The organism is Dactylosporangium darangshiense, assembly GCF_039537565.1.
Classification (GTDB): Bacteria; Actinomycetota; Actinomycetes; order Mycobacteriales; family Micromonosporaceae; genus Dactylosporangium; species Dactylosporangium darangshiense.
Genome location: NZ_BAABAT010000066.1, coordinates 18,921 through 37,116, shown reverse-complemented (window position 1 = coordinate 37,116; position 18,196 = coordinate 18,921). Strand labels below are relative to the sequence as shown.

Sequence of the window (18,196 nt, the reverse complement as noted above, 5' to 3'; positions counted from 1 at the left end):
CGCCGCCACCGCAGGTGACGGCGTCGACAGAGTCGGCCGGGCGTCCGGGAACGCCATCCGCACGGCGGTGGCGTCGCTGCCCCGCGCGATCGCCGCTCTGGTCCGGCCGGACTGCGTTGGCCGGGCCGGCTACCGTGTCCACGCCGGACGCGGCCGCCGGCCCGTTGGCGTTTCCGGTCAGCTTGGCGTGAAGTCCTGGTTGCTGCCGGGCGTGTTCTTGCACTGCCACTGATCGAGCTGCTGCCCGAGCGTGCTGTTGGCGCCGTACACGTCCAGGCACAGGCCGCTGTTGCGGTTCTTGAACGAGTACGAACCGTCGGACTGCTGGAACGGAAGCCAGAGGCTGTTCGGCGCGCTGTTGGGTGCCTGCTGGATGACGTTCGGAACCCCGGCGGCGGTGGAGCTGCCGGCTACGGCCACGTCGTAGCCAGAGTGCTGAGCTTGCAACCGGCCATAGCCGTCCGCGACGGGCACGAACTGGAACTGCTGATTGGCCTGACCGTTGCACGTCCACTGGGTGATCGCGGCGCCGGCCGCCATCGACACACCGCTCACGTCGAGGCACAAGCCGTTGTTGGCGATCACGAGCCGGTGATAACCGGCCGGGTAGCCCACCGGCTGAGCGGACCCCGCCGTGAACTGCCACCAGTTCACGTTGAACAGCGACCCGCTGCCGCCGGTGAAGCGCAGGTACAGGTCGTGCGTCCCGGTCGCGCCGCTCACCGGGCACGAGACCGTCGTCCACGTCTGCCAGCCGCCGGTGCCGGACACATTGCACGTCCCGGCCAGCGTCCCCGTGGCGCTGTCCAGATGCAGCTCGATCCGGCCGCCGCCGGCCCCGGACGCCACCCGGGCGCTGAACGAGCCGGCACCGGTGCCGAACGCCACGCCCTTGACCTTGATGTAGTCGCCGTTCTCGATCCGGCCGACGTCCATGCCGCCCTCGCTGGAGGGCTCGGTCTCGATGCCGCTGCCCCAGGCGATGGTCTCGGCCTCCTGGCGGACATAGGGATCGAGCGTGCCGACCTGCGGCGCCCCGGTCGTGGTCATGTTGATGGTCGGGAATGTGCCGTCGGCGTTGTAGTTGAACTTCTCCACCGCGACCGAGCGGGTGAAGCCGCCGCCCCCGGGCAACGCACCGTTGTGGTAGAAGAAGTAGGAGCCGCCGTTGAAGTCGACGACACCGGGGTGGTTCGTGAAGCTGGAGCCCTGTGTCGGCATGATGGTGCCGCGATAGGTCCACGGCCCCGTAGGGCCGGGCGAGGTGGAGTAGGCGATGAACTCAGAGCAGCATTTCGCCGCGAACACCATGTAGTACAGGTTGTTGCGCTTGTAGAACCACGGCCCCTCCTCGTACAGCGTCGGCCGGTTGGCGTCGCCGGCGCGGGTGCCGAACCCCGCCGTGGTCAGCGGAATCTGGGCCGGGTTGCCGGAGTACGAGATCATGTCGGCGTTGAGCTTCACGTACCACAGGTGCGGGTTGCCGTAGTACAGGTAGGCCTGCCCGTCGGCGTCGATGTAGACGGTGGGGTCGATCTCCGCGTTCTGGATCAGCGGACGGCCGAGCGCGTCGCGGAACGGCCCGGTGGGGCTGTCGGACACCCCCACGCCGATCGCGGTCGATCCGTTGGACATTCGCACCGGCACGTACCAGTAGAACTTGCCGTTGCGGTAGACGGCCTGCCCGGCCCACGCGTCCGAGCTCGCCCAGCTGAAGGTGGCCAGGCTCATCGGCGAGCCGTGGTCGGTCCAGTTCACCATGTCCGCCGAGGACCAGACCCGCCACTCGCGCATCGTGAAGTAGGTCGAGCCGTCTTCGTCGTGCCCGGTGTACAGGTAGACCCGGCCGTTGTACACCAGCGGCGCCGGATCGGCGGTGTAGATGTGCTGCACGATCGGGTTGTCCGCTTTGGCGACGCCCGGAAGCAACGCCGTGATGCAGAACAGGATCGCCGCCAGGGCGAGCGCGCGTCTGGCCGGACGTCGAGATACGAGATTCACTGTTCACTCCCCTGTCCACCGGGACATGAAATGGGGGTGGCGCCGGCGCTGATCGCGCGTGCCGGCGCCCACCCGGTCGATCGGTCAGCTGCGCAGGCTCCACTGCTGATTGGCACCGCCGTGGCAGGACCAGAGCTGGATCTTCGCGCCGTTCGCGGTGGCGGCGCCGCTGACGTCGAGGCACAGTCCGGACTGCACACCGGTGATGGTGCCGTTGGCGTTGACGTTCCACTGCTGGTTGCTCTGACCGTTGCAGTCCCAGATGACGACGGCCGTGCCGCTACTCGTGCCTTGACCGCTGGCGTCCAGGCACTTGTTGCCGTACACCATCAACTGCCGGCCGGCGGTGTAGGTCCAGCGCTGGTTGGACCCATCGTGACAGTCCCACAGCTGCAGCTGCGTGCCGTTCGTCGCCGTGCTGCCGGGCACATCGATGCAGCGACCCGACGCGGAGCCCACGACCGTGACGTTGGACTGACCCGGCGGCGGGCTGCTCGACGGCGAGCTGGGCGGCGGCGAGCTGGGCGGCGGCGAGCTCGGCGGTGTGCTGCCGCCGAACGAGGAGATGAACCGCCAGGCCTCACCCTTGGTCCACGTCCGGACGCCATCCTCACAGCCTGAGCACCCATCCACCGGGCCGGGCCCGTGTCCACCATCGAACGCGGCCCACTGCACCGGGTATCCGGCCCGGCAGGAGTAGGCGGTCGTGATGTGCCTGCCGCTGCCCGGCGCCGGCTCCGGAGGGTTCTGGGGAGTGCAGCCGTTGTTGCGCACGAACGTGTCGCGCAATGCCCGTCCCGATGAGATGTTCAGGACGTTGTCGGAGACGCCGTGGATGCCGAAGTACCCGATCGGCTGAGTGCCGCCGCTGCAGCCGGACAGCTGCGCGCCGGAGTAGACCACGACCGCCCGGAAGACGGTGGCTCGAGCACACGCGATGGCATAGCTCATCCCGCCGCCGTAGCTGAACCCCATGGCGAACAGCTGCGTGGTGTCGACGCAGAGGTCGTTCTCGATCATCCGGACCATGTCGTCGGTGAACGTGAGGTCCTGACCGTTGGTGTTGGCCCAGCCGTTGCCGATGCCCTGCGGCGCGACCAGGATCGCGCTGTTGCCGGACTGCTCCTGCATGCCGTAGTAGGACCAGGCGGCGCCGCTGGTCCCACCCGAGGAGACGTCCTGCATGGTGCCGCCGCGCCAGTGGTACCCGAAGATCAACCGGTACGCGCGCGCGTTGCTGTAGCCGTCGGGAACCCGCAGGATGAAGCTTCGGCTCTGGCCGGCGCTCTGGATGGTGTACGAACCGCTGCGCAGCGTCGGGGTCCTGCCGCAACCGGCCGTCGTCGCCGCGGACGCGGACGGAACCGTCGCCGTCATGACGGCGAGCGTTCCCGCGGCGACCAGGGCGACCGTGCCGAGCACCGCCAGCCATCGGGGAACCAGGCGTCGTCCTTGGACAGTTCTCACAACTGTGACTCCTTGTTTGGGAGCGAATGACCTGCCCTACGGGGGAATGCGCGACCCGGAACATAGGTCGTATGACGTATTGTGTCAACCCATGTAAATGCTTCGATGCTGCGCCCGACCTCGCTCCGGGAAACTTTCACGCGGGCCCAGCACCCAAATTGACCGTTAGATCGATGATGCTTAACGTAAGACGTCTTATGTCGACGGGCTGTCGGGCCCGATCACCGCCAACGACAGAGAGGCACGTCAGATGTCCACAAGAGCGAACCGCCCGCGCCTGCGGGCGGCAGGCCGCTATCGGGCCGCGGCCGCCGTGATCGCCATGGTCGCGGCCGGCATCCTGGTGGGGGTGGCCTCCCCGGCGCACGCGGCGACGGCGATCACGATCAACGGTGCGTCGGGCGGACGAGTGCTTGACGGCGTCGGCGCGGTCAGCGGTGGCGGGGGCAACTCGCGCCTGCTGATCGACTACCCGGAGCCTCAGCGCAGTGACATCCTGGACTACCTGTTCAAGCCCGGCTTCGGCGCGGCGATGCAGGTCATGAAGGTGGAGATCGGCGGGGACACCAACTCGACGTCGGGCGCCGAGCCGAGCCACGAGCACACCCGGGGCAGCATCAACTGCAACCGCGGCTACGAGTGGTGGCTGATGGAACAGGCCAGGGCCCGTAATCCCCGCATCAACCTGGTGGGGCTGGCCTGGGGTACCCCCGGCTGGATCGGCAACGGCAACTTCTGGTCCAACGACTCGATCGACTACCTGCTGGCGTGGCTGGACTGCGCCGGTGCGCACGGGCTGACGATCGACTACCTCGGTGGATGGAACGAGAAGGGCTACAACGTCACCTGGTACAAGAACCTGCGCTCCGCCCTGAACTCGCGCGGGTACACCAACGTGAAGCTCGTGGCCTCGGACGACTTCGGGTGGGCCGCCGCCGACGACTCGCTCCGTGACTCGGCCTTCGCCGGCGCCGTGTCGGTCTTCGGCAGCCACTACGTCTGCGGGTACCGCAGCGCCCAGAGCAGCTGCCCGAGCTCCAGCAACGCCCTGGCGACCGGCAAGGCGCTGTGGGCCAGCGAGAACGGCTCGGACGACTACAACGCGGGCGCCGCAGCCCTCGCCCGCGGCATCAACCGCGGCTACATCGACGGCAAGATGACCGGCTACATCAACTGGCCCGTCATCGCCGCCATCACCCCCAACATCCCGTGGGCCACCACCGGCGTTGCGGTCGCGCCGCAGCCGTGGTCCGGCTACTACTCGATCGGCAAGAACGCCTGGGTGATGGCGCAGACCACCCAGTTCACCGCGCCCGGATGGCGCTACCTCGACAGCTCGAGCGGCTACATCGGCGGCAACCGCAACAACGGCAGCTACGTCGCGCTCAGATCCGCCGGTACCGGCGACTACAGCACCATCGTCGAGACGATGGACGCCACCGCGGCCCAGACACTGACCTTCAGCCTCACCGGAGGACTGTCCACCGGCACCGTGCACGTGTGGTCGACCAACGTCCGGTCCAGCAACCCGGCCGACTCCTTCGTGCGCGGCGGCGACATCACGCCGTCGAACGGCAGCTTCTCGCTCACCGTCCAGCCCGGCTACGTGTACAGCATCACGACCACCACCGGGCAGGGCAAGGGCGCGGCGACCAGCCCCGCGCAGGGCAACCTGAAGCTGCCTTACAGCGACAATTTCGACGGCTACGCGGCCGGTCGCGAGGCGAAGTACCTCATGGACCAGCAGGGCTCGTTCGAGGTCACCGGGTGCGGCGGCGGACGCACCGGACAATGCGTCCGCCAGATGTCCGAGCAGGCCCCCATCTTCTGGACGTCCGGCCACGCCGAACCGTTCACGCTGCTGGGCGACCTGACCTGGCGCAACTACACCGTCTCATCGGACGTCATGCTCGAGAAGTCGGGCTACGCCCAGCTCATCGGCCGCGCCAACACGTACAACCACCAGGGCCCCCAGAACCTCAACGGCTACTACTTCCGCGTCGCCGACACCGGCGCCTGGTCGATCCTGAGCAACAACACCAGCGGCAACTGGCGGACGCTGACCAGCGGCACCACGTCGGCATTCGGCATCGGGCGATGGCACACGCTGTCGCTCACGCTCAACGGGACCGCCCTCACCGCGGCGATCGACGGCACCACCGTCGGCACCGTCTCGGACTCCACGTGGGTGGCCGGCCAGATCGGGTACGGCACCGGCCAGGGTGTGACCGCGCAGTTCGACAACCTGTCCATCACCCCGGTCGGCACCTCCGGCGGTCCGGGCGGAGAGGTGCGCGGCGCCGGCTCCAACCGGTGTCTGGACGTCAACGGAGCCAGCCAGGCCGACGGCGCCGTCGTGCAGATCTGGGACTGCAACGGCGGGGCCAACCAGCAATGGACCCCGACCGCGGCCAACCAGCTGACGGTCTACGGCAACAAATGCCTGGACGTGCCCGGCACCGCCGCCGGCTCCCGCGCCCGGATCCTGACCTGCAACGGCGGCACCAACCAGCAGTGGCGCCTCAACGCCGACGGCACCATCGTCGGCGTCGGCTCGGGGCTCTGCCTGGACGTCAACGGCGCCGCCACGGCCAACGGCACCGCCGTGCAGATCTGGACCTGCAACGGCGGCGCCAACCAGCAGTGGATCCGTAGCTGACACCTGGCCTGCGGCCCCCACGGTCGACCGAGCGGACGGTCTTCCGGCCCGGGCACCGGCCCCTCGAGACGATTACGCCAGCGCCGGGCGGACACGGAACGTGCTGTCCGCCCGGAACTGCGCGGTTCCGTCGGCCGGGCGCACCCAGAGTTCGTCGCCCTCGCGGTGGATGAAGTACCCGCGGTAGTTGGACGCCTCGAGCAGCACCTCGCCGTTGCCGGGACCGAGCGGGCAGAACGTGGCATCGCCGCGAAACAGCTGCGTGCCCTCGTCGCGGCTGAGGCGCAGCCGCCAGGAGGTGTGCCGCAGGTACTGCCCGTCTGAGGTACGCAACGAGTAGCAGTCCGCGTCGGCAAGGCCCGGCACCGCCTCGAACGTGGCCCGCTGCCGCGCGAGCGCGGTGTCGCCGGTGGCGAGGATCCCGACCTGGCCGTCGGTGCCGAGGAAGCGGCCCGGCTCGGCCGCGAACTCGAGCGAGAGCCGCCCGGGACGCAACGACGGCGCCGACGACTCGGTGGAGGGCGATGCCGGCGGGGACGCCACTGAGGTCGGCGCCCCCGTCGGTTGCGGCCGCTCGTGTCGCGGCCAGGCCACCATGGTGGCCGCCACCCCGATGACGAGCGTGCCCGCGGCGAGCTTCGCGACCGGTACGCCGGCGAGCCATCCCGCCTTCGCCGCGCCGCTCGTGACCGCGTTCGCGACGAACGAGGTGCCGCCGGCCCCTGGCGCGATCGACGAGAACTTGCCCCCGGTGGCCAGGGTCCCGGTGAGCGCGGCCGGCACGGCCAGCAGAGCGAAGCCGTTCAGCAGGCGCTCCGTGTCGACCGCCCCCTCCATGGCCCGGGTGCACGCCACACAGGATCTGACGTGCCGGGCGATCCGCTTGCGCCACAGCGGACCGGGGACGCCGTTCCACTCGGCGACGATCGTCTCCAGCCACGGGCAGCGCGGCCGCGCGTCCAGCGCCGCCACGAGCGCCCGCGCCTGCTCGAGCCGGCCGCGCATCCGCTGGATGCGAACGCCGGCGTGGGCGACGCCGACGCCGAGCGCAGCGGCGAGCTCGGGACGGGTCAGCTCCTCGCTGACCTCGAGCCACCAGAGCGACCACAGCACCCGGTCGTCGGAGTCGAGCCAGCCGACGGCCTGCCCGACCTGCCGCCGCTGGCCGGCGAGCTCCACCCGCAGGACGGTGAGCGACTCGAAGTCGTCCGCGTCGGGCGCCGCGGTGAGATCGTCCAGCGCCGCCCGCCGCCCGACGGCGACGCGTTCGCGCTGCAGGTGGGTGCCGGCCTGCCGGACGGCGATCGAGGCCAGCCAGGTCCGGAAGCTGTCCGGATCGCGCAGCGACGGGAGCTGCCGCAGCGCGCGCAGCATCGTCTCCTGGACCACGTCGTCGACGGCGCCGGGGCGCCCGGCGAGCGCCCGGCGCACGATCGTGTACACCAGCGGCAAGTGCGCCGCCATGAGTTCGCCGAGCGCCTGCTCATCCCCGGCTTTCGCCGCGACGACAAGCGGCGCCGCTTCGGTCTTCGTTGCTCGCAAGTACCATCACCGGCCCGTTGAGTGTCAATCTCGGCACACGGCCGAGGACATTGTCAAGACGCCCGTAACGCGACTCCGACTGACCCCTCCGCATAACACTTTTCCGCGCCGAGAGACTGTGTACCTGTGCATTCCGGGTACCTGTGCATTCCGGCGCCGAACAATGCAGACAGACCACCGCTCAGCCAACCCCGGCCGTGCTGTCGCGCTCGATCAGGGTCGGCACCACCACCGGCACCGGCACCGGCTCGAGGCGATCCACCTCGATGGATTGCAGCAGCACCGCGACGCAGCGCCGGCCCACCTCGTCGAAGTCCTGCCGGATCGTGGTGAGCGGCGGGCACAGGAACGCCGCCTCCGGGATGTCGTCGAACCCGACGACGCTGACGTCGTCGGGGACCCGGATGCCCCGCTCGTGGAAGGCGCGCAGCAGGCCGAGCGCCATCTGGTCGTTGCCCGCGAAGATCGCGGTCGCGCTCGCCCGTACGGCGAACTCAAGACCGGCCGCATAGCCGGAACGGGCGCTCCAGTCGCCGGTCATCGGCTCGGGCACCCGCAGGCCGGCGTCTTGCAGCACCGAGCGCCAGCCGTCGATGCGGCCCCGGGTCTCCAGCCAGTCCGGCGGTCCGGCCAGATGCCACACCTCGCGATGCCCGAGCCCGATCAGGTGCTCCACGGCCATCCGCGCACCCGCGCGCTGGTCGACGCCGATCACCGGGGTCCGCCCGCCGGTGTCGGCACCCACGGCCACGGCGGCCATCGGCGATGGCAGGTCGTGCAGCGCCCGCGCCGCGGCGCCCTGCGGCGCGATGAGCACGACGCCGGCCACCGACTGGTCCGCCAGGGCACTCAACGCCGACAGCACACCCCGGTGGTCGATCCGCTGGAGCGTCGATACGCTGACGGCGTAGCCCTCGGCCCGCGCGGCCCGCTCGATGCCGAACAGCGTCGCCGCGGGACCGTACAGGACGGTCTCGAGCGTGACCACGCCGATGATGCGCGACCGGCGCGCGGCCAGGCCTCGCGCCATGGCGTTGCGGCGATATCCGAGCTGGCGGATGGCCTCGAGCACGCGTTTCCGCGTGCGGTCGCTGACGTTGGGGTATTCGTTCAGCACCCGCGACACCGTCTGGGCCGAGACTCCGGCGAGCTGGGCGACATCCTTGATCACCGCCCGGCCATGCATCATGCGGCGCTGCCGGGCCGCTGGCGTTTTCACGACGTCCCGCCGCAGTCGAGGAGCACCTTGAGGTCGCCGCCGGCCTCGAGGGCCCGGAACGCCGCGTCGACATCGTCCAGCGGCACGACGCGGGAGACGAGCCGGCCCGCGGGCACCACGTTGCGCGAGAGCAGCCGGACCGCCTCGTCGTAGTCCTCGCGCTCGTACACCCGCACGCCGATGAGCTCCAGCTCCCGCCAGAAGACCCGGTGCAGGTCGACCGGCCGGGGCGGTACCGCGTCGGCCGCCCGCACCTCGAACCGGTGCGCGCCGGTGTAGTACGCCGCGCGGTTCATCTCGCGCCCTCCGCCAAACGTCTGATGTCCCTATAGTGGGTTGCGGCCGTCCGCAGCCGGTTCGAAGGAGACTCGTGGCACTGACCGACGAAGCGATCGCGAAGATCCGCAGCATGATCCAGAGCGGTGAGCTGCCGCCGGGTTCGCGGCTGCCGTCTGAGCCGCAGCTGGCATCGCAGATGGGCCTGTCCCGCAGCGGCGTGCGGGAGGCGGTGAAGGTGCTCGAGTCTGCCCGGGTGCTCGACGTCCGCCGCGGCGACGGCACCTACGTCACCAGCCTCGCCCCCCGGCTGCTGCTGGAGGGCCTCGGCCTTGCGGTCGAACTGCTGCAGGACGACACCCTGCTCGAGGTGATGGAGGTTCGCCGGATGCTGGAGCCGGTGGCCACCGGCATCGCGGCGCTGCGGATGTCGGACGACGACCTCGACGATCTCGCCCGGATCCTCGACGATATGCGCGGGGCCGCGGACGACCACGAGCGGCTCATCCAGTTCGACACGGCGTTTCACCGCACGGTCGTCGCGGCCACCGGCAACGAGACGCTGACGTCGCTGCTGGACGGGCTGTCCAGCCGCACCCTGCGGGCCCGGGTGTGGCGGGGGCTGATCGAGGGCAACTCCGCGCACACCACCATCGAGGAGCACCACGCCATCTATGTCGCGCTGCGCTCGCGCGACCAGCTGCTGGCCCAGGCCAGCGCGCTGCTGCACGTCAACACCTCCGAGTCGTGGCTGCGCGCGGTGCTGGCGCAGCCGGAGGGGGATCACGCGGGCGCTCCGTCGGCCGGGGCCGGCCCGCGCAGCCTGGTGAGGCCATAGGTGCGGACGGCGGTGCCGGCGAAGATCTGGGCCCGCTCGCCCGCCCGCAGCGGGGGCAGGGCCTCGTCCAGGGACCGCAGCACGCCGCGGTAGTCCGCGACGAGCAGGCAGACCGGCCAGTCCGAGCCGAACATCAGACGTCCGGGGCCGAACTCCTCGACCGCCACGGCGACGAACGGGCGCAGGTCGTCCGCGGTCCAGTTCGGCCCGGCCTCGGTGACCAGGCCCGACAGTTTGGCGGTCACGTTGTCGTGGCCGGCCAGGGCCGCGAGCGGCTCCCGCCAACGCCGCAACCCCGCCGCGCCCTCGTCGATGCGGGGCTTGCCCAGGTGGTCGAGCACGAACCGCAGCTGCGGCACCGCCCGGGCCGCGCGCGCCGCCGCAGCCAGCTGGTCGGCGCGGATCACCAGGTCGAAGGCGAGCCCGGCCGCGGCGATCGCGGCCAGGCCCCGCCGCACGCCTGGCCGGTCGAGGTAGTCGGGGTCGGCCTCGCCCTGCACCTGCGAACGCACGCCGACCAGCAGCTCGCCGCCGCGCCGGCGACGGTAGCCCGCCAGCGTGGCGGCGACGTCGTCGGCCGCCACGTCGATCCAAGCCACCACGCCGGCGATCGGCGGGGTGTCGGCGGCGTACGCGAGGAACTCGGCCGCCTCGTCGACGTGGCAGCGCCCGCCCTCGACGAGCACGGTGGCGTCCACGCCGGCCGCCGCGAGCTCCGCGGTCAGGGCGGCCGGGGTGAACGGGCGCCGGATGCGCTCCAGCGCCGGATCGTCCAGCCATCGGTAGCCGCGCTCCGGCCGCCACAGGTGGTGGTGCGCGTCGACGATCATGCCGCGGCCGCCGTCGCCCACTCGGGGCCGTCCGGGAACCGGAAGGCGGCCAGCGACGCCGGGACGATCTGCGCGCTCATACCGGGCGCGGTCGGCGCCAGGTAGCGGCCACGCCGGATGCGCACCGGGTCGACGAAGTGCTCGTGCAGATGGTCGACGTACTCGATGTAGCGGTCGTCGGTCGTGCCGCTGACGGCCAGGTAGTCGAACATGGCCAGGTGCTGCACCAGCTCGCACAGCCCGACCCCGCCGGCGTGCGGGCAGACCGGCACGCCGAACCGGGCCGCCAGCAGCAGGATCGCGAGGTTCTCGTTGACGCCGCCGACCCGGCAGGCGTCGATCTGCACCACGTCGACGGCGCCGGCCTGCAGCAGCTGCTTGAACATCACAGCGTTGTGCACGTGCTCGCCGGTGGCGACCTTGACGGGGGCGACGGCCCGGCGCACGGCCGCGTGGCCGAGCACGTCGTCCGGCGACGTCGGCTCCTCGATCCAGTACGGGTCGAAGTGGCTGAGCTCCCGCATCCAGCGGATCGCGTCCGGGACGCCCCAGATCTGGTTGGCGTCGACGGCGATGCGGATGCCCGGCCCGACGCTGTCGCGGGCGATGGCCATCCGCCGGACGTCGTCGGCCAGGTTGCCGCCGACCTTGAGCTTGATCAGCTCGTAGCCGGCGGTGACCGCCTCCCGGCACAGCCGGGCGAGCTTGTCGTCGTCGTAGCCGAGCCAGCCCGGCGTCGTCGTGTAGGCCGGATAGCCCTCCCCCAGCAGCCGTCGCTCCCGCTCGCCCCGCCCGGCCGCCGCGGAGCGCAGCAGCTCGAGCGCGTCCTGCTCGGTGAGGGCGTCGCGCAGGTACCGGAAGTCGATCTGCGCCACGAGCTCCTCCGGCGTCAGGCCGGCCAGCAGCTTCCACAGCGGCCGGCCGGCCCGCCGGGCGGCCAGGTCCCACACCGCGTTGACGAGCCCGCCGGCGGCCATGTGCACGACGCCCTTCTCCGGGCCGAGCCAGCGGATCTGACTGTCGCCGACGAGCCGCCGGGCGAGTGCCCCGGGGTCGGCGACGAGGTCGTCGACCGGCTGGCCGATCAGCATCGCGGCGAGCGAGCGCACCGCCGCCACTTCGATCTCGGTGCCGCGGCCGACGGTGAAGACCAGGCCGTGCCCCTCGGCGCCGGCGGTGGTCCGCAGCACGATGTAGGCGGCGGAGTAGTCCGGGAACGGGTTCATCGCGTCGGAGCCGTCGCGATGGCGTGAGGTCGGGAACCGCACGTCGAGGACGTCGACGGACGAGATGCGCTCAGTCACCGATACTCCTGGAGGTTGGACGGCGCCGCACAGCCGCGGCCGGGATCGTCGGGGTCACGTCTGCGCCTTGCCGCCGGTGACCCGGGACAGGACGAGCGCCACCAGGATGACCGCGCCGTTGAGGAAGTTCGTCCACTGCGCGGGCACGCCGGCCAGGGTCAGGACGTTGAGGATCATGAACAGCAACAGCACGCCGGTGAAGGCACCGAAGACGGTGCCCTTGCCGCCGTTGAGGCTGACGCCGCCGATGACCGCCGCCGCGAACACCTGGAAGATGGCACCGCTGCCCTGCGCGGCCGGCACCGCCGCCAGGCGCCCGCTGATGAGCAGCCCGGCCAGGGCGGCCAGCACGCCGGCCACCACGAGGGTGAGCCACAGGACGCGGTCGGTGCGGATGCCCGCGGCCCGGGCCGCGTCGACGTTGCCGCCGATCGCGTAGAGCGCCCGCCCTGGGCGGGTGAAGCCGAGCACCACGATGCCGGCCCCGAACAGCGCGAGGGACAGCCAGACCGATGCGGGCACGCCGAGCCATTCGGCGGACCCGAGGTACGTCATCGAGGCGGGCAGCGCGAAGAACGTCTTGCCACCGGAGATGCCGGTCAGCAGCCCCCGCAGCACGATCAGCAGGCCGAGGGTGACCACGAAGCCGTTGAGCCCGAACCGCACGATGAGCAGGCCGTTGAACGCCCCGATGAGGGCGCCGGTGAGCAGCACGGCCGGCACCGCCCAGGCGGCGGGCAGCACGTGCAGGCCCAGGCCGTGGGTGACCGCCGGGTCGACGACGAGCCAGGCGACGAGGCCCGGGGCCAGCCCGAACGTCGACTCGAGGGAGAGGTCCATCTTGCCGGCGATGAGCACGATGGTCTCGGCCAGCACGACGATGGAGATCTCGGACATGCTCTGCAGCACGTTGACGATGTTGTCGGGCTGCAGGAAGACGGGGTTGACGATGAAGCCGACGATCGCGACCGCGACGATCGCCGGCACCAGCGCGAGGTCGCGCAGGCGGGCGATGGCCGGCCCGCGCCGCGGCGGGTGCGGCGCCGCCGCGGCCGGCATGGCGTCGGTGGACAGCGTGTCAGACATGGCCGAGATCGACCCCTTCCATGGCGGCTACCAGTTCGTTGTCGCTCCAGCCGGCGGCCATCTCGGCAACGACCCGGCCCTGGAACAGCACCAGGACGCGGTCGCAGATGCGCAGGTCGTCGAGCTCGTCGGAGACCACGAGCACCGTCGTGCCGCTCCGCCGGACCTCCTCGACGGCGCCGAGCAGCGTCTGCTTGGACCGCACGTCGACTCCGGCGGTCGGCGTGACGAGGACGAGCAGCTTGGGGTCGGCGGCCAGGGCCCGCCCCAGCACGACCTTCTGCTGGTTGCCGCCGGACAGGTCGCCGACCGGGACCCGCGGTCCATCGGCCTTGATCGACAGCTCGGCGATGACCCGCCCGGCGAGGGCGTCGCGGCGCTTCGGGGAGAGCAGGCCGCGGCGGCGGATGCGCTCCGGCACGCTCATCGTGACGTTCTCGGCGATCGACAGCAGCGGGACGAGGCCTTCCCGGTGGCGGTCCTGCGGCACGAGGCCGACCCCGGCGGCGATGGCGTCGGGGACACTACCGGGCCGCAGCGTCCGGCCGTCCACCGTGACGGTGCCCGCGGCCGGTCGGGTCAGCCCGACGACCGCCTCGGCCACGTCGACCTTGCCGCTGCCGCCGCCGCCCGCGATGCCGACGACCTCGCCGGCCCTCGCCTCCAGCGACAGGCGCGCCGAGGTGCGGGTCACCAGGCCGCGGACGCGCAGCCGGACGGGCACGTCGGGCGGGATGTCCCGGCGCACGGCCTCGGGCATGGTCACGTCCTCGCCGGTCATCGCCGCCACCAGCGCCGGGCGGCCGAGCTCGGCGACCGGCGCGGTCAGGATGTGCCGGGCGTCGCGGAACACGGTGACCTGGTCGCAGATCTCGTAGATCTCCGGCAGGTGGTGGCTGATGTACAGGAAGGTCACGCCCTGCTCGCGCAGGTTGCCGATGCGGGCGAAGAGCCGCTTGATCCCGGCGGCGTCGAGCTGCGCGGTCGGCTCGTCGAGGATGATGAACCGGGCGCCGAACGACAGCGCCCGGGCGATCTCCACGAACTGCCGTTGCTCCACCGTCAGCGTCGAGGCCGGCCGGCGCGCGTCGACGTCGACGGACCACTCGGCGAGCAGCCGCTGCGCGTCGCGGCGCATCCTCCCCCAGCCGATGAGCCCGGCGGGCCCACGGGCCTGCCGGTTGAGGAACAGGTTCTCGGCCACGGTGAGCGTCGGGATGATCGTCGACTTCTGGTAGACGCAGGCCACCAGGCGCCGCCAGGCATCGCGGTCGCCGAGCGGCGGCGCCGGGCGGCCGTCGAAGGTGACGGCTCCCTCGTCCGGCGCCTGCAGCCCGGTCAGAATGCTCACCAGCGTCGACTTGCCGGCCCCGTTGCGCCCGACCAGGGCATGGGTCTCGCCGGGGCGCACGACGATGCCGGCGCCGGCCAACGCCACCGTGGAGCCGAACCGCTTGGTGACGTTGGCCGCCTCGACGGTTGCGGGGCTCATGCGTTGTTGCCCCACAGCGACTTGTCGTCGAACTTCGTCGTCGGCTGCCCGCCGATGGTGGCGCCGTCGACGGTCACCAGCGGGGCGGCCAGCTGGTCCTCGAGCACGCCGTCGCGGACCTGGATGATCGTGCTGCCGTGGTCGGTCGGGCCCGCCTGGAAGGTCTTGCCCTCGATCGCCGCCTTGACGTAGTAGAGCCCGTACTTGGCGAAGAGGTCGGCCGGCTGGCTGACCGTGGCGTCGATGAGACCGCCCTGGATGTCCTTGAGCTCCTCCGGGATGCCGTCGTTGGACACCACGAAGACGTGCTTGGGGTCGGCCGGCGGGACCTGCAGCCCGCGCTGCTTGAGAATCTGCAGCGTGCCCGAGAGCGCGAACGACGACTCCATGTAGATGCCCTTGATGTCCGGGTCGGAGGTGAACCGCGTCTGCAGCTTCGTCGCGGCCACGTCCCCCTTCCAGTCGGTGGCCTCACCGAACACCGTGATACCGGGGAAGTCCTTCTTCATGCATTCGTTGAACGCCTCGGTGCGGTCCCGGCCGTTGATCGAGTCGAGGCCGCCCTCGAGCATCACGACCTTGCCCTTGCCGCCGAGCTTCGCGCCGAGGAACTGGCACGCCTTGGTCCCGTAGGCCCGGTTGTCGGCGCGCACCACCATGAAGACCTTGCCGGTGTCGGGGCGGGTGTCGATCGTGACGACCGGGATCTTCTTCCCGGCCAGCTGGTCCAGGGTCGGGGCGATCGCCGCGGTGTCCTGCGGCGCCATCACCACGCCCTTGACCCCCTGGCTCTGGAACGCCTGGACGTTGGAGATGAGGGCGGCGATGTCGTTCTGCGAGTTCGTCGTCTTGATCTGCACGCCGAGCTCGCCCGCGAACTGCGGCACGTACTTGATGTAGGAGTTCCAGAAGTCGGTGTCCGAGCGGGGGTAGTCGACGCCGATCAGCGGCGCCGCGGCCGGGCCGCTGCCGTTGCCCGAGGATGCGTTGTTGTCGCCACAGCCGGCGGCGAGCATGGCGGTGCCGAGCACCGCCGTCAGGCCGAGGCCGAGTAAAGCGTTGCGGTTCACCGGGTCTCCTTCATGGGCGCGCCCGGCCGACCCGCGGCGATGCGCGGGGTGCGGTTGGGGTGTGGGGTGTCTTCACGCCTGTCGCCCACCCAGCGGGCGACATTCATCTGATGTCTTTATAGGCCAGCATGCATCTGATGTCCAGTGCCACCGCAAACAACACGAACTCGAGGCGACGCCGCCCGACCGCGATCCACGATACATCTGATGTCTCGGGTCGGGCGGCGCGGCGGGTCATACCCCGGTGATGGTCCAGAGGTTGTTGGTGTTGGTGTTCGGCGCCCACAGGCCGACGGTGGAGCCGACGGTGGCGTTGCCCATGCCGTCCAGCGCCGTGCCGGTGCCGCGATTGATGATCTGGTACCGCCCGTTGCCGGTGTCGTTGAGCCGCCACTGCTGGTTGTTGCCGCCGTTCCAGGCCGCCTGCCGGGCGTTGGCGCCGTTGGCGGTGCTGCCCCAGCTGTCGACGACCATGCCGTTGGTGCGGTTGACGATGCGGTACCAGCCGCTGCCGAGGGCGACGAACTGCCACTGCAGGTTGGTGCTGCCGTCGTAGTTCCACTGCTTGACGACCGAGCCGGACGCGACGCTGCCGCCGCCGTCGAGCACCAGCCCCGTGGTGACGTTGGCGACCCGGGCCCAGCCCGTCGGGATGCCGCCACCGCCGCCGGTGCCCAGGGCGGGGATCGTCCCGGAGAACGTCAGCTTCAGCACGTACGCGGGGGCGCTGAACGGCGCGCTGCCGGGCAGCGTGACGTGCAGGCCGCCGCCGTCCTGGCTGCGGGTCGGCAGGTCGATGTAGGCGCCGGCGGTGTTGCCCAACAGCTGCACCGACGTCAGGGTGCTCAGGTTGATCCGGTTCGAGCTCAGCGTCGTGATGGTCGTCGAGCCGCCGGGCCAGCCCAGCACGGTGGCGTACAACACCCGGTTGTCCTTGCTTCGCGTGAAGCGGAAGTCCTGCGCCGTGCCGGTGCGCGGGGTCTGGAACGAGCCGCCGCCCATCTGGGTCGGACCCTCGCCGTAGGCGCCCCAGGCGCGGGTGGCGTAGATGGACTCGCCGAAGCGCTTGAGGTAGTCGCCGATGCCGCGCAGGACCGTCTGCTGTCCGGACGGGATCGTGCCGTCGGCCATCGGCGCGATGTTGAGCACCATGTTGCCGTTCTTGCTCACCCGGTCGATGAGGGCGTGCAGCAGCGCGTTGGTCGAGTAGTAGCCGATGCCGACGGTGTAGCACCAGCTGGAGCTGGAGATGCTGTCGTCGGTGAGCCAGTAAGGGCTCTGGATGCCGGCCGGCCCGCCGCGCTCGTAGTCGAAGACCTCGCCGTTGGTGTTGAAGCCGTCCTTGTAGGTGGCGACGACCTCCTTGTCCCAGGCGACCGCGCGGTTGTAGTAGTACGACAGGAAGTCCAGCCGCCGCGACTCGGGCAGCTGCGAGAGGTTGAAGTCCTGCCACAGGATGTCCGGCTGATAGCCGTCGATGACCTCCCGGAGCTTGTCGTACCACAGCTGCTGCTCGGCGGCCGCGCCGAGCTGACCGTAGAGCTTCTTGAGGCTGGAGTCCGACTGCGCTGGCACCCACTGGTAGTAGCCGGTGAAGTGGTACGCGTGGTGCATCGCGACCATGAGCTTGAGGCCCTTGCCGCGGATCGCGTCCGCGTGCAGGCGCAGCAGGTCCAGCCGCGGCCCATTGGCCACCGAGTTCCACTCGTTGACGCTGCTGTTCCACATCGAGAAGCCGTCGTGGTGCTCGGCCACCGGCCCGGCGAACCGGGCGCCCGCATCGACGAACAGCTGGGCCCACGCGTTGGGGTCGAAGGCGCCGCCGGCCGAGGTCAGCTTCGGCGCGAACTGCACGAAGTTGCCGGCCTTGTCGCGGGCGCCGTTGATGAAGTTGTGGTACGGCCACACCGAAGGATCGCCGTAGACGGACTTGTGGTGGTTGTTCTCGTTCGAGCCGTTGTTGTACATGTTGCGCGGGTACCACTCGTTCGAGTACGCCGGGACGCTGAACACGCCCCAGTGGTAGTAGATGCCGAACTTGGCGTCCTGGAACCACTCGGGCGCCGGGGGATGCTGGTCGACCGACGCCCACGTGGCGGAGTAGCTCGTCGGTCCGGGAATGGCGGCCGCGGCGGCGGCCGCGTGCAGGAGGCCGGAGGACCCGAGGGCGGTGGCGGCTCCGGTGGCGCCGAGGGCGGTCAGCAGCGACCGCCGGGTGAACGGGGTGCGGGACATGGAGATGCCTCCAGGAGAGATCGGATGGCGCAGGGCGGGCGCCAGACATCTGACGTTAAGCACACACATCGGCCGCCGTCAACGGATTGACGCCGCACAAACCGCGCTTTTCGACTTCATACATCAGATGTAGGCCGAACGGCGGGCGGCCCGAGCCGCCCGCCGCTGAAAGGACCA

At 70.7% G+C, this 18,196-nt stretch carries 13 protein-coding genes; 2 read left to right on the top strand and 11 right to left on the bottom strand.

Annotated features, from left to right (window positions below; genetic code table 11):
* Positions 1-177 precede the first annotated feature (177 nt).
* Positions 178-1,959, bottom strand: coding sequence for a family 43 glycosylhydrolase (locus ABD901_RS53195; protein WP_345142489.1), 1,782 nt, complete (start codon positions 1,957-1,959; stop codon positions 178-180).
* Between the two features lie 126 nt (positions 1,960-2,085).
* Positions 2,086-3,378, bottom strand: a complete 1,293-nt coding sequence (locus ABD901_RS53190; RefSeq protein ID WP_345142486.1) for a ricin-type beta-trefoil lectin domain protein — start codon at positions 3,376-3,378, stop codon at positions 2,086-2,088.
* Positions 3,379-3,790: 412 nt separating this feature from the next.
* On the opposite strand from ABD901_RS53190, the gene ABD901_RS53185 reads away from it, so the two are divergent.
* Entirely contained in the window at positions 3,791-6,127 is a 2,337-nt protein-coding gene (locus tag ABD901_RS53185; RefSeq protein ID WP_345142483.1) for a ricin-type beta-trefoil lectin domain protein, read from the top strand.
* Between the two features lie 72 nt (positions 6,128-6,199).
* Here ABD901_RS53185 and ABD901_RS53180 read toward each other — a convergent pair whose 3' ends face one another.
* The 3 genes from ABD901_RS53180 to ABD901_RS53170 form a co-directional block, all read right to left on the bottom strand.
* The gene (locus ABD901_RS53180; RefSeq protein ID WP_345142463.1) at positions 6,200-7,669 is read right to left on the bottom strand and encodes a sigma-70 family RNA polymerase sigma factor; all 1,470 of its coding nucleotides are present in this window, start codon (positions 7,667-7,669) and stop codon (positions 6,200-6,202) included.
* A 181-nt stretch (positions 7,670-7,850) separates the two neighbouring features.
* Positions 7,851-8,840, bottom strand: a complete 990-nt coding sequence (locus ABD901_RS53175; RefSeq protein WP_345142460.1) for a LacI family DNA-binding transcriptional regulator — start codon at positions 8,838-8,840, stop codon at positions 7,851-7,853.
* Positions 8,841-8,884: 44 nt separating this feature from the next.
* Positions 8,885-9,184 carry a hypothetical protein gene (locus ABD901_RS53170; protein WP_345142457.1) on the bottom strand — a complete coding sequence of 100 codons (300 nt, stop codon included), beginning with the start codon at positions 9,182-9,184 and terminating at the stop codon, positions 8,885-8,887.
* A 74-nt stretch (positions 9,185-9,258) separates the two neighbouring features.
* Between ABD901_RS53170 and ABD901_RS53165 the strand changes: the two genes are divergently transcribed.
* Positions 9,259-10,002, top strand: coding sequence for a FadR/GntR family transcriptional regulator (locus ABD901_RS53165; RefSeq protein WP_345142454.1), 744 nt, complete (start codon positions 9,259-9,261; stop codon positions 10,000-10,002).
* On the opposite strand, the gene ABD901_RS53160 is transcribed toward ABD901_RS53165, so the two are convergent.
* From ABD901_RS53160 to ABD901_RS53135, 6 genes are all read right to left on the bottom strand, one after another.
* Positions 9,948-10,832 carry an amidohydrolase family protein gene (locus ABD901_RS53160; RefSeq protein ID WP_345142451.1) on the bottom strand — a complete coding sequence of 295 codons (885 nt, stop codon included), beginning with the start codon at positions 10,830-10,832 and terminating at the stop codon, positions 9,948-9,950. The two genes, ABD901_RS53165 and ABD901_RS53160, sit on opposite strands and share 55 nt — an antisense overlap.
* Positions 10,829-12,136 (bottom strand): enolase C-terminal domain-like protein, encoded by a 1,308-nt coding sequence (locus ABD901_RS53155; protein WP_345142448.1) that lies wholly within the window; start codon positions 12,134-12,136, stop codon positions 10,829-10,831. The genes ABD901_RS53160 and ABD901_RS53155 overlap by 4 nt, the downstream gene beginning before the upstream one ends.
* Positions 12,137-12,190: 54 nt before the next feature.
* Positions 12,191-13,222: an ABC transporter permease gene (locus ABD901_RS53150; RefSeq protein ID WP_345142445.1), complete on the bottom strand. Its 1,032-nt coding sequence runs from the start codon at positions 13,220-13,222 to the stop codon at positions 12,191-12,193.
* Entirely contained in the window at positions 13,215-14,714 is a 1,500-nt protein-coding gene (locus ABD901_RS53145; RefSeq protein WP_345142442.1) for a sugar ABC transporter ATP-binding protein, read from the bottom strand. The genes ABD901_RS53150 and ABD901_RS53145 overlap by 8 nt, the downstream gene beginning before the upstream one ends.
* Entirely contained in the window at positions 14,711-15,784 is a 1,074-nt protein-coding gene (locus tag ABD901_RS53140; RefSeq protein ID WP_345142439.1) for a sugar ABC transporter substrate-binding protein, read from the bottom strand. The genes ABD901_RS53145 and ABD901_RS53140 overlap by 4 nt, the downstream gene beginning before the upstream one ends.
* Positions 15,785-16,018: 234 nt before the next feature.
* Positions 16,019-18,019, bottom strand: coding sequence for an alpha-L-fucosidase (locus ABD901_RS53135; RefSeq protein ID WP_345142436.1), 2,001 nt, complete (start codon positions 18,017-18,019; stop codon positions 16,019-16,021).
* Between the last annotated feature and the right edge of the window lie 177 nt (positions 18,020-18,196).

Excerpts from the sequence above, each read along its gene's own strand:
- ABD901_RS53160 (WP_345142451.1), bottom strand. The coding sequence starts at position 10,832 with ATGATCGTCGACGCGCACCACCACCTGTGGCGGCCGGAGCGCGGCTAC.
- ABD901_RS53145 (WP_345142442.1), bottom strand. The coding sequence starts at position 14,714 with ATGAGCCCCGCAACCGTCGAGGCGGCCAACGTCACCAAGCGGTTCGGC.
- ABD901_RS53190 (WP_345142486.1), bottom strand. The coding sequence starts at position 3,378 with ATGACGGCGACGGTTCCGTCCGCGTCCGCGGCGACGACGGCCGGTTGC.
- ABD901_RS53150 (WP_345142445.1), bottom strand. The coding sequence starts at position 13,222 with ATGTCTGACACGCTGTCCACCGACGCCATGCCGGCCGCGGCGGCGCCG.
- ABD901_RS53185 (WP_345142483.1), top strand. The coding sequence starts at position 3,791 with ATGGTCGCGGCCGGCATCCTGGTGGGGGTGGCCTCCCCGGCGCACGCG.
- ABD901_RS53135 (WP_345142436.1), bottom strand. The coding sequence starts at position 18,019 with ATGTCCCGCACCCCGTTCACCCGGCGGTCGCTGCTGACCGCCCTCGGC.
- ABD901_RS53170 (WP_345142457.1), bottom strand. The coding sequence starts at position 9,184 with ATGAACCGCGCGGCGTACTACACCGGCGCGCACCGGTTCGAGGTGCGG.